Genomic DNA, 11,157 nt, shown 5'->3' with positions numbered 1-11,157 from the left:
ATCCTAAATAAAATTTGTTAGGATAAGAGCACATCAATTTTCTTGGTGAATATAAACTTTAGTCTTCAACAATCAGGCGCTTTAATGAAGTAACTAAAGCCTAATTTTTCACTTATAACACCGAGAAATTAGACTTTTTATATTTTGATTTCCTTAACGTTGTAAATCCGCATTTTCCTGACGCTACCCCTTTCCGAAGTTTTCCAATAGTTCGTAAGTATTATTTTGCTACAATAATTTTATGTTCGAAAAGTTAAATGGATGTTCCAATTTTTATGACCCGACAAAAGTCCTAGACTTATAAAAAGTGACCCATCTATTGGTAGTAGATGGGCCGTTTTATTGTTTTGAAAAAGGAATTTCTAAAATCTTGATCATCGCATTCGCGATTCGCCGGTGTCCGAGCTCGTTCGGGTGAATGGAATCATAGATCCACTTCTTTCGGTCTTCTGTTGTTAACACTTCACTGCTCGGAATGACGACAGTCGGCATATAGTCGGCAGCTGTTTCATAAGCGATTAAGTTCCAGTCACTTAAGAGCCGTTTGGTTGCTGGATAAAAAGATTCATCCGAATCAATTGCATTATACAACTCATTAGTAACAATAATTGCTTTTGGGTTTTCTTTCCGAATAAAATTAAAAATTTGATCCAAATGTTCAGCATAGTTTTCTTTAACAGTTTGATAATGTTGAATCGCTTCGACAGGTCCGTCCTTTAATGCCGTTTTCACAAGATCATTGCCGCCAATATTAATGGTTATTAAGTCAGCGTTTTGAATTTTCTCTTTTAATAATCTCCCTTGAATAAATTGGAGCAAATCCGCGCTCGTAAAACCGGAAACCCCTTGATTATCAACTAGAACTTTCTTGCCGGTCAAGTCGGCCAGTTGCCTGCTTGCAATAGCTGCAAATCCGCCATCGGTAGAACCCTTTCCTTTTGCGACGGAATCTCCAAGGATAAGGTGCCGGATTGTCGGTTTTTTAAGATTTTTTAGATGATCTATATAGGTGACGTTTGTCTTATTTTTTGTCGTAACAGGAGCGGCCGAGTGAGACTTTATCCAATAAATCTTCATTTGCGGATAAAAGAACCATGCAAAACCTGCGATGATAAGGCAGAGGAAACTAATAAGAAACCAATATCTTTTTTTCAACATCAATCCACCTTTCAGAATAATCATTGTAATACAATAATATTCCCGTTTCAACGATTGTTATGAGGAGATTGATGGATCGATTGGCAGGCAAGCCTGTTTATTCCTGATCCTTCCTTTCGTAAAGACACTTGTCCATGCCGTCATTCTTCATTCGACATATAGTAAAGAGAGGGTTTTCAAATTCCTTTGAAGGAGATGGTTTTTTTTGAAAGAATACTACTATCAGCTTTGCGTTCAACATATTGGTAAACCGGTTGAAATTAAGCTGCACGATGGGAATGTGCATACAGGCGTTATTAAAAGAGTAGATCCGGAGACGGTTTACTTGATGCCAATCCAGAGCGGAGAAGAGCGCATATTTCCATTTCTGGGCGGAACCCTTTTAGGTCTTGGATTAGGGTCAATTGCCGGATTTGGATTAGCTCCCGGATTTTATGGAGCTCCTTACTATGGATACGGATATGGCTATGGTTACGGCCTTCCTCCCTATGGCCCGGTCGTATGGTGAATTTCAGGATCCCGGAATCTCCGGGGTTCCTTTTTTATTTATGAAAAAGAGGGTTTATGCCACAACGTATGGAATAAATGAATGCTTGGAAAAGATAATAGTGGTTGCAAGGAGTGATGGAAGTGGAATTTCAAAAGCTTCATGACAAAACGCAGTTGGATGCCTATATGAAAATCATTTCAACGGCGTATCCCGGGTTTAAAACGCCACCTTCACAATTAAGGGGATGGCTGGATGAAATAAATGAATCAAATGATCAAGCATTATACGGCATCATGAAAGGTGATCGTTTGGCTGCAGGCGTCCGATTAATTGAGTTCGATTTAAACGTGGCCGGCACGATTGTGAAAGCCGGTGGAATTGGGCTTGTTGCAGTCGATATTTTGCAGCGCAAGCAAGGTGTTGCCAGAGAACTATTGCTTCAGTCGCTTTATTTTTTTAAGAAAAAAGGAATCTCAATCGTCACCCTTTATCCATTTGATACGGGATTTTATAAAAAGATGGGGTTCGGTCATGGGACACAAATCTCACAATATAAAATTAGACCGGGAAGCTTCCCGAGATATTGCGGGACCGAACATCTCGTTCTTCTTGAAGATACGGATGAAAATCGGAAAGAGGTAGCTTCTTGCTATAATCGAATGTTCAAAAAAACAAATGGGATGACCGGGCGGATTGACGCTAACATGACTAGCTTATTTAGAGAAGGCAACCACATTATCGCCTATAAAGAGGGAAAAAATATTAAAGGATATATGGCGTTTACATACAAAAGCGAAGCAACATTTGTGAATGATCTTCTCGTGAAGGAATTCATTTATGAATCACCGCAAGTTCTTAATGAAATGATGGCTTTCTTCCATTCTCAAAAAGATCAAATAAAACGAGTGATCATTCAGACAACAGATGAACATTTTCGATATGTCGTCCCTGATGCGAGCAATGAAGAGAGTAGCGCGTTTGAGTCCATTTACCTGGAATCGCACGTGACGGCAGGGGGGATGATGTATCGAATCATCGATATCGAACGGTTTTTTCAAACGATTCAGGAGAGAAACTTTAATAACATGAATGGCACACTGAAATTAACAGTAAAAGACCCGTTCCTTGCAGAAAATTCACAGAGCGTCATTATTACATTTTCTGACGGGAAGCCTATAGTAGATGCAAATGCCGAATATAAAGTAGAACTTCGAATCAATATAGATGATTTCTCTTCCTTGCTCATGGGGGCAATAGATGTTAAAGCATTGCTACGGTATGGACTTGCCACCATTTCTGATGAGCGCTTTTCCGATAGTTTGAACGACCTGTTTAAAGTGGAGCAAAAGCCAATATGTACAACAAGTTTTTAAAATCGTCTTTCAATTTTAGATGAATTAGTGTATGATAAGTTCAATTCAGTGGGAGGTATTCGAAATGAATAACATCATCACCCTCATGCAACTTCATCATCACACGTAACCCTTGGACCCGGGAAAAATTTTTCTCGCAGGTACAAGGGTTATTCCCGTTGTACCTGCGAGCTTAGCGCCCTGCAGGTATTTTTATACTTGCAGGGCTTTTTTAATTGGGCTCTTTCTACTCAAAATGGCGTGTTATTGTCTGAATTTCAAGATTTATTATTTAAACCGTCGGCGATATTGTCTAAAATGAGCCATTTATTGTCCGTAGTTCTACATTTATTTTCTAGAGGAGGATGTACGAATGGAAACCGTTTTAAAAAATGTAAAGGGAACAGCAGATTATTTGCCTCAAGAGCAGGCTCTGCGAAACCGCATCAAACGGGTGCTGGAAGATGTTTTTCAAATATATGGCGCAAGGCCATTGGAGACACCGATATTAAATTATTTTGATTTAATGGCGTCAAAATACGGAGGCGGGGCAGAAATTTTAAAAGAAGTGTACCAACTGACTGACCAGGGGGAGCGCCGACTGGCATTGCGATATGATTTAACCATTCCGTTTGCGAAGGTGATTGGAATGAATCCCGAAATGCGTTTTCCGCTCAAACGGTATGAGATGGGAAAAGTCTTTCGCGATGGTCCGGTGAAAAAAGGGCGATTCCGCGAGTTTGAACAGTGTGACGTTGATGTGGTCGGCATCCAATCAATGGCGGCCGAAGCAGACCTTATGATGATGGCGTTGGATGTCTTTAATGAACTTGACCTTGATGTAACCATTCAATTTAACAACCGTAAGCTTCTTTCTGGATGGCTAGAAAGCTTGAATGTGAATGAGGAGCAAACGAGCGATGTCATTTTAACCCTTGATAAGCTTGAAAAAATTGGAGCGGACGGAGTGAAGGAAGAATTAATGGAAAAGCAAATTGAGGCTGAAACGGTAAAAACGCTTGAAACATTTATAGAAGATGCTGCTGAACAAAATATAAATTCCTTTCGACGTATAGCATCCAATGAGTTAATGAAAGAAGGGCTGGCTGAAATTGAAGAATTAACAGCTTATTTAGAGGCACTCGGAATAGCAGAAAAAGCCGTCTTTAACCCGTTTTTGGCACGAGGATTGGACATTTACACAGGAACGGTTTACGAAATCTTTTTATCGGATGGAGCCATTACATCAAGTATAGGGAGCGGCGGAAGGTATGACGCGATTATCGGCAACTTCCTGCAAAACGGAAAAGTCTACCCGACAGTCGGCATTTCGTTTGGCCTGGATGTCATATACACCGCTTTAAAGGACAAAAAGAAAGATGCCCCTGTCGCGCTAATTGATGTGTATATCATTCCAATGGATACAACGACAGAATGTTTAAAGATCGCACGGCGGTTACGCCAAAAAGGGATAAAAACAGAAGTTGATTTAACAGGCAGACGATTAAAGAAGTCACTTGATTATGCCAATAAAGAAAACATCCCATTTGTCCTCCTATTCGGCGAAAATGAGCGAACAGAAAATAAAGTGATGGTAAAACAAATGAAAACTGGCATACAAGAAAAGGTGCCACTGGACCAACTTGAAAATTATTTTGTAAACCTAATATAAAATGAAGTTGACAATGTGTAAGTTCCTTTTATAATAAAAACTAATAGGGGGAATTTATACATGAAATTACGAGACATGATGTTTATCGCTTTATTTGCCGCATTGATGTGCGTGTTAGGTTTTATCCCGCCAATTCCATTGCCTTTTACGCCGGTGCCCATTACACTACAAACAATCGGGGTCATGCTATCCGGTGCAGTGCTCGGAGCCCGATTAGGTGCGTTGAGTCAGGTTTTATTTTTGCTTATCGTAGCAGTCGGGGCGCCTGTACTTGCGGGTGGACGTGGCGGTATTTCCGTCTTTGTTGGGCCGAGTGCCGGCTATTTATTCGGTTTCCCGATTGCGGCGCTGCTGATCGGATTAATGGCCCGCACGGGAAAGAATCTTGCAGTATGGAAATTGTTTATCATTAATTTTTTAGGTGGTGCGTTATTTTTATACTTATGCGGGGTCCCCGTAACGGCATTTGTGGCAGATATCGGGCTCAAAGCGGCTGCCATTAGCGCAATTACTTATCTTCCGGGGGATTTGGCGAAAGCGATTATTGCGGCCTACCTGTCTGCAAAAATAAGAAAATCATGGTCGATCGATCAAAAACGCCCTTCAAGCGCGGCTTAGGTTTGTCAAATGACAAACCTTTTCTTCTTTTCATTGATACTATGATATGCTGAAAGTGAGGTGACATCTTATGCTCATAAGCGATATGTATTTACATGCTAAACCCGATCATTACGCAGTAGTTACAGATAAAAAAAGGATTACATATGCGGAATGGAAAAAACTTGTGGCGAAAATAGAAGTGGCGCTCCGTTCTGTCCATGCTGATAAACAGGAGCGGAAGATCGCCATACTATTACATAATTCAGTTGAGTTTTTGCAGCTTTTTGTTGGAGCGGCTCAAGCGGGCTGGATAGCAGTTCCGTTCGATTATAAATGGAGTTCAGGTGAAATTCAAAGTAACCTTAAGCTGGCGAAACCCGATATTCTTATTGTTGATCACATGTTGCAAAAGAAACTAGAGAAAGTGCCGGAACCTACACAGGTTATAGTATTGGGCGGAAAGGCCGACGAATTCCAGAAGTGGCTCAACAACCGAGAAACGGAATCAAAATCATACGAAGACGTTCCGGATACTGCACCGTTCTATATGGGATTTACTTCGGGAACAACAGGAACGCCGAAAGCATTCATCCGCTCCCACCGCTCGTGGGTAAAAAGCTTTGATTGCAGCATGAAGGAATTCGGGATTTCGGACAAAGATCATGTTCTTGTCCCTGGCCCGCTTGTTCATTCCCATTTTTTATATGCCGCCATCAGTACGTTGTTTATCGGCGGAACGGTTTATTTACTGAAAAAGTTTTCTCCGGCAAGTGTTTTTTCCTTTTTATCAACGTATCCAATTACGACGATGTACATGGTCCCTACGATGTTCGAAGCGTTGTTGAGACATCGTCCGGATGGGATCGCGACCAATACGTTAACGAAGATCTTATCTTCAGGGGCGAAATGGGAAAAAGATTCCAAACGAAAAATGAAGATGATGTTTCCATCGTCGGACTTATACGAGTTTTATGGCGCTTCTGAACTCAGTTTTGTCACTTTTTCAGGTCCGGAAGATACGAGAAGGAAGCCTGATTCAGTCGGCCGGCCGTTTCATAATGTCACCCTTTCGATTCAAAATAATGGACGCGAAGTCGGAATTGGTGAAATTGGAAAGCTGTATGTGCAAAGTGAGCAGCTCTTTATGGGCTACTATGAAAATGAAGAGGAAACGAACAATGTCCTGCAACATGGCTGGGCAACCGTCGGCGATATGGCAAAGCGCGACGAAGATGGCTATATTTATTTAGTCGGCAGGGAAAAAAACATGATGATCTACGGTGGGTTAAACGTTTATCCAGAAGAGATCGAAAAGACGATATTGCGACTTCCCGAAATTGAGGAAGCAGTTGTCCTTGGGATCGACGATAACTATTGGGGAGAAATCATTACCGCAGTGATCGTCGTAAAAAAGGGCTATACGATCGATCAGCGAACAATTAAAGCGCATTGCCGGACGCAGCTTGCCAATTATAAAGTGCCAAGAAACATTGTTTTTGTTGATTCGATTCCTTATACGACGAGCGGAAAGGCCGCTAGAGCAAAATTGAAAGAAGATTTACTGAAAAAGGAATTGGTTTGATGGATCATGCTGTAATTATCGGGGCAAAACGAACCGTTATCGGAAAAAAAGGCGGCATTTTAAAAAACGTGCCTCCAGAGAATCTTGCCGCTACCGTTATGAAAGAACTGGTAAAGCAATATTCGATCTCTCCTGAAGTAGTTTCTGATGTGATTCTTGGCAATGTTGTCGGCCCTGGAGGGAATATGGCAAGGTTATCAGCTTTGACGGCCGGCTTCCCGTTCTCCGTTCCCGGAGTAACGATCGACCGGCAATGTGGGTCGGGTCTTGAGGCAATTAACATCGCCTGCCGGTTGGTGCGATCAGGTGCGGGAGACATTTATCTTGCCGGCGGTGTTGAAAGTTCAAGCCTTTCGCCATTTTCGAAGAGAGCCCGTTTTTCCCCAGATTCCATTGGAGATCCCGATATGGGGGCGGCTGCGGAAAACGTTGCCGAAAAATATAACGTATCAAGGGAAGAACAGGACGATTTTGCCCTCTTAAGCTACCAAAAGGCCATTGATTCGACCCAAAAAGGCCGGTTTATCAATGAGATTGTGCCAATGAACGGTATTCTCCATGACGAAGGGATCAATCTTCGCACCAATTATAAAAAACTGATCGGCCGGGCACGTCCTGTTTTTAAAGAAGGAGGAACGGTAACAGCAGCAAACTCGTGCGGCGTGAATGATGGAGCTGCGGTTGTTCTTGTTATGTCAGAAAAAAAGGCGGAGAGTCTTGGATTAACGCCAGCATTACGGTTTATCGATTCAGTCGTTGCCGGAGTCGACCCGAACTATCCCGGAGTCGGTCCGGTGCCAGCAGTTAAACAGCTGCTTACGCGAAATGGGCTTTCAGTTGATGACATTGATCTCGTAGAGCTCAACGAAGCATTCGCCGCTCAGGTGCTCGCTTCCATCAAGGAGTTAAACATCCCGATTGAAAAATTAAATAGGGGCGGAGGCGCGATTGCGTTCGGCCATCCGTATGGGGCTTCCGGTGCGATACTTGTTACCAGGCTTTGCTCCGAAATGAAACGAATGGGCGGAAAGTTCGGACTTGCAACGTTAGGAATCGGAGGCGGGATGGGACTGGCCACGTTATTTGAAAATATGCAGTAAGAGGTAGAGTTCGATACGATCTAAAAAATAAAAGAGCCCGGGATGTTCCCTGGCTCTTTGCAGCGTGGATATTTAGTCTTTAGGATTAATGATCGCAAGCACTTGATGGTCTTCCCACTTTCCGTTGATTTTAACATTTTTCAAGGCAATCCCTTCTTTATGGAACCCTGCTTTTTCCAATACCCTGATCGAAGCGATATTGTGGGGCATGACACCGGCCTCGATTCGATGCAGGTTTAACTCATTAAAGGCGTAATCTACGATCAGTTTGACAGCTTCTGTAGTATAGCCTTTGCTGTTTACCATGGATCATAGTGATTTCCTCAATAAAAGATAAATGTTTCTACAGTGAATGATAGTAACTGTTTTCTTTATTTTTCGTTTTTAGCAAAACAAAAGATAGCCCGGCGGAGAGGCAAATAAGACCGGCGCCGAACAAATAGACCATTCGGATCCCTGCGTACTCGGATATTGCCCCAACAATAATAATAGAAAGGCTCGATATCGTTGATAATAGGACATTGCGGCTGGCATAAACTTTGGGGAGCAATGTTGCATCGATATTCGTTTGAAATGCCGTTTGCTGGGCGACATCCCGAACCTGGTAAGCTGGCCCCATTAACACGCACAGTATAAGTGAAAGGCCAGGAAAGCTGCTCATCCCATAAAGAAAAGTAAAAGCGCTAAAAAAAACTGAGCCCGTTGCCATGCTGAGAATAAGATTTTTTTGAATCGTTTTCGCCATATACAATGTTATCAATCCGCCTGCAATCGTGCCAATATAATAGCTTGCATTAATGTAACCCCACCATTCGTCGCCTTTATGAAGCAAAAATATCATGAACATTGCACTGTTCTTTCATGTTTATTGTAAGATCAAGTTGATAGAATCAGGCTCTAATGCATTTTCACATGAACTCCTTCCAATTTTGGTTCTTAGGATAAGAGTGACTTGAGTTTTGATACATTAACTTCAAATGTTTTAAGACGAAAGGGTTTCCTATTTTTGAGTTTCGTGCTATGATAGAGGGCAATAATCGAATAATTCAAACGCAACACTGGGGGGGCCTTTTTTGGCTGAGACTGAACGTTTCGTTCTAGACCCTTTGAACCTGATCTGGATTATGCCAGCGTAGGGAAGTGGGAAGCAGCCTGTATGGTTTTATTACATGTATTTTCAACCACTCCTTTATGCTGGAGTGGTTTTTTTGCGTTTTGCTAGATTTCATAGTTTAAAAGGGGGAGATTCAAATCGATAGAGAGATTCACATCATATCAAATGGAATCGATGATCCGCTTGAATACGCGAAGACGGCGGCCGAGATTCACCCTTTCATTACGGCGTTACATATTCGTGAAAAATCTAAGAGTGCCAGTGAAATTTACTTGTGTCTAAAAGCGCTTAAAGATTGTAATGTCCCATTGTCGAAAGTGTATGTTAACGACCGTGCGGATATTGCATTAGCTGCCGGCGCAAAAGGGGTTCAACTCACCTATCAAAGTTTAGATGTCGCGCTTGTCAAATCTAGTTTCCCAGGTTTGAGAATTGGAAAATCCGTCCATTCAATTGAGGAAGCGCTGGAGGCAGAACGCCAGGGGGCCGATTATCTTATATACGGGCATATTTTCCCGACGGCTTCTAAACAAGGGCTGAACGCGAGAGGCTTACAGTCGCTGAACGAAATTACAAAAGCGGTGTCGATTCCGGTTGTTGCAATTGGCGGAATCACGCCGGAGAGAACAAAAGACGTCCTTGCTGCAGGGGCTTCTGGAATCGCCGTTATGTCAGGTATTTGGGCGGCAGCTTCCCCAATTGAGGCGGCGGAACAATTTTACACGAAGGTCAGGAAAGAAGGAGAATAGATGACAACCAGCTATGATGCAATTGTTATAGGCGGAGGAGTGATCGGCAGCTCCATTGCCTTCCATTTAGCGAAAAGCAAAAGAAGCGTATTGCTTGTTGAAAAAGACCGAATCGGTAGCCAGGCATCAAAAGCGGCGGCCGGAATGCTCGGTGCCCAGGCGGAAATCCATGAGGCGGGACCTTTTTATGAAATGGCGAACGAGAGCAGAACTTTATTCCCATCAATAGCCGAAGAATTAAAAGAATACAGCGGCATTGATATTGGACTTGTGAATAAAGGCCTGTATAAAACGGCGCAAACGGAAGAAGAAGAGGCAGAGCTGAAACGGTTAATCGCTTTTCACAATCATGAAGGGCAGCAGGCAGAGTGGCTAGAGGCTGAAGACCTGCTCAAACGTGAACCAAACCTTTCCATAAATGTGAGAGGGGCGATGTATCTGCCAAATGACGGTCATGTATTGCCGGCAGAATTAACGGCCGCTTTTGCCCGAGCGGCAGCTGCATTAGGGACGGAAATAAAAGAGTTTACGGAAGTGACCCGCTTTCTTCAAGAAAACGGCAGAATAGCCGGAATTGAAACGAATCACGGCGTTTATTATAGCGAGAACGTAGTTGCCACGTCAGGTGTCTGGACAGGAAAGTTACTGGAGCAAACAGGACTCAATGTTCCTCTATATCCGGTCAAAGGGGAATGTTTTTCAGTATGTTTTCCGATCGCCCCGATTACAGCAACAATTATTTCAAATGGCTGCTATATCGTTCCGAAACAGCGGAGCCGGTTAATTGTCGGGGCAACGATGCTTAACGGCCAGTATGATACAACCGTTTCATTCAAAGGGATTGCCGGACTTATGGATGCGGCAAAGGCAATTTTGCCTTCGATCGAAAGCGGAATCTGGGAAAAAGCGTGGGCCGGGCTTCGTCCGCAGACCCCCGATGGACTCCCGATTTTAGGTGAACATCCTGAGATAAAAGGGTTATATATTGCGGCCGGCCATTTCCGCAACGGTATCGTCCTCAGTCCGATCACAGGAAAATGGGTGGCGGAATTGATTGATGGCAAGCGGTCAAAAGAAACATTGCGGCTATTTCGAGTGGACCGTTTTTCAAAACAACCGGAATTGAGGTGATAACATGAAGTTGATGATTAACGGCGACCAGGTTGAGGTTCCCGATAATGTGCAAAGCGTTCATGATTTATTGGCACATTTTCAATTGGTGGATAAAGGGGCCATCGTCGAACTGAATCGGGAAATTCTCGAAAAGAGTTCGCATGCTGAAACTCGTTTAGCTGATGGAGATAAAGTTGAAATCGTTCATTTTGTAGGAGGAGGATAAT

General features: G+C 42.9%; 11 protein-coding genes, 1 pseudogene and 1 riboswitch. Of the genes and pseudogenes, 9 read left to right on the top strand and 3 right to left on the bottom strand.

Annotated features, from left to right (window positions below; translation table 11 throughout):
- Positions 1-339 precede the first annotated feature (339 nt).
- Positions 340-1,158, bottom strand: a complete 819-nt coding sequence (locus WD019_RS18490; RefSeq protein WP_425712419.1) for a GDSL-type esterase/lipase family protein — start codon at positions 1,156-1,158, stop codon at positions 340-342.
- 205 nt (positions 1,159-1,363) lie between these two features.
- Here WD019_RS18490 and WD019_RS18485 point away from each other — a divergent pair, with 205 nt between their 5' ends.
- The 6 genes from WD019_RS18485 to WD019_RS18460 all read left to right on the top strand — a co-directional run bounded on the left by WD019_RS18485 (position 1,364) and on the right by WD019_RS18460 (position 7,954).
- Complete coding sequence (locus WD019_RS18485) at positions 1,364-1,666, top strand: hypothetical protein (protein ID WP_026679285.1); 303 nt, start codon at positions 1,364-1,366, stop codon at positions 1,664-1,666.
- 122 nt (positions 1,667-1,788) lie between these two features.
- Positions 1,789-3,021 carry a GNAT family N-acetyltransferase gene (locus WD019_RS18480; RefSeq protein WP_425712418.1) on the top strand — a complete coding sequence of 411 codons (1,233 nt, stop codon included), beginning with the start codon at positions 1,789-1,791 and terminating at the stop codon, positions 3,019-3,021.
- Positions 3,022-3,373: 352 nt separating this feature from the next.
- Positions 3,374-4,672 (top strand): histidine--tRNA ligase, encoded by a 1,299-nt coding sequence (locus tag WD019_RS18475; RefSeq protein ID WP_425712417.1) that lies wholly within the window; start codon positions 3,374-3,376, stop codon positions 4,670-4,672.
- A gap of 60 nt (positions 4,673-4,732) precedes the next feature.
- Complete coding sequence (locus WD019_RS18470) at positions 4,733-5,290, top strand: biotin transporter BioY (RefSeq protein ID WP_425712416.1); 558 nt, start codon at positions 4,733-4,735, stop codon at positions 5,288-5,290.
- A gap of 70 nt (positions 5,291-5,360) precedes the next feature.
- Positions 5,361-6,854, top strand: coding sequence for an AMP-binding protein (locus WD019_RS18465; protein ID WP_425712415.1), 1,494 nt, complete (start codon positions 5,361-5,363; stop codon positions 6,852-6,854).
- The gene (locus WD019_RS18460) at positions 6,854-7,954 is read left to right on the top strand and encodes an acetyl-CoA C-acyltransferase (RefSeq protein ID WP_425712414.1); all 1,101 of its coding nucleotides are present in this window, start codon (positions 6,854-6,856) and stop codon (positions 7,952-7,954) included. The genes WD019_RS18465 and WD019_RS18460 overlap by 1 nt, the downstream gene beginning before the upstream one ends.
- 72 nt (positions 7,955-8,026) lie before the next feature.
- On the opposite strand, the pseudogene WD019_RS18455 reads toward WD019_RS18460, so the two are convergent.
- Together WD019_RS18455 and WD019_RS18450 are read right to left on the bottom strand one after the other, a co-directional pair.
- Positions 8,027-8,254 (bottom strand): annotated as a pseudogene (locus tag WD019_RS18455) (GNAT family N-acetyltransferase); the annotation flags it as partial.
- A 43-nt stretch (positions 8,255-8,297) separates the two neighbouring features.
- On the bottom strand, positions 8,298-8,801 hold the full coding sequence (locus tag WD019_RS18450) for a hypothetical protein (protein WP_425712413.1): 504 nt from the start codon (positions 8,799-8,801) through the stop codon (positions 8,298-8,300).
- A gap of 203 nt (positions 8,802-9,004) precedes the next feature.
- A riboswitch (TPP riboswitch) is annotated at positions 9,005-9,110 on the top strand.
- A gap of 89 nt (positions 9,111-9,199) precedes the next feature.
- Here WD019_RS18450 and tenI point away from each other — a divergent pair.
- Genes tenI through thiS form a run of 3 tightly spaced genes read left to right on the top strand, consistent with a single transcriptional unit; the run spans position 9,200 to position 11,156 of the window.
- Positions 9,200-9,817, top strand: a complete 618-nt coding sequence (gene tenI, locus WD019_RS18445) for a thiazole tautomerase TenI (RefSeq protein WP_425712420.1) — start codon at positions 9,200-9,202, stop codon at positions 9,815-9,817.
- Positions 9,818-10,948, top strand: coding sequence for a glycine oxidase ThiO (gene thiO / locus WD019_RS18440; RefSeq protein ID WP_425712412.1), 1,131 nt, complete (start codon positions 9,818-9,820; stop codon positions 10,946-10,948).
- 4 nt (positions 10,949-10,952) lie between these two features.
- Complete coding sequence (gene thiS, locus WD019_RS18435) at positions 10,953-11,156, top strand: sulfur carrier protein ThiS (RefSeq protein ID WP_026679293.1); 204 nt, start codon at positions 10,953-10,955, stop codon at positions 11,154-11,156.
- Position 11,157: the final 1 nt, after the last annotated feature.

Source organism: Fictibacillus sp. Mic-4 (assembly GCF_049843615.1).
GTDB classification, from domain to species: domain Bacteria; phylum Bacillota; class Bacilli; order Bacillales; family Fictibacillaceae; genus Fictibacillus_A; species Fictibacillus_A gelatini.
Note: the sequence above shows the minus strand (reverse complement) of the source record. Positions and strands in the feature narration are given on the sequence as shown.

Excerpts from the sequence above, each read along its gene's own strand:
- WD019_RS18450 (WP_425712413.1), bottom strand. The coding sequence starts at position 8,801 with ATGTTCATGATATTTTTGCTTCATAAAGGCGACGAATGGTGGGGTTAC.
- WD019_RS18475 (WP_425712417.1), top strand. The coding sequence starts at position 3,374 with ATGGAAACCGTTTTAAAAAATGTAAAGGGAACAGCAGATTATTTGCCT.
- WD019_RS18465 (WP_425712415.1), top strand. The coding sequence starts at position 5,361 with ATGCTCATAAGCGATATGTATTTACATGCTAAACCCGATCATTACGCA.
- WD019_RS18460 (WP_425712414.1), top strand. The coding sequence starts at position 6,854 with ATGGATCATGCTGTAATTATCGGGGCAAAACGAACCGTTATCGGAAAA.
- thiS (WP_026679293.1), top strand. The coding sequence starts at position 10,953 with ATGAAGTTGATGATTAACGGCGACCAGGTTGAGGTTCCCGATAATGTG.
- WD019_RS18490 (WP_425712419.1), bottom strand. The coding sequence starts at position 1,158 with ATGTTGAAAAAAAGATATTGGTTTCTTATTAGTTTCCTCTGCCTTATC.
- WD019_RS18470 (WP_425712416.1), top strand. The coding sequence starts at position 4,733 with ATGAAATTACGAGACATGATGTTTATCGCTTTATTTGCCGCATTGATG.
- thiO (WP_425712412.1), top strand. The coding sequence starts at position 9,818 with ATGACAACCAGCTATGATGCAATTGTTATAGGCGGAGGAGTGATCGGC.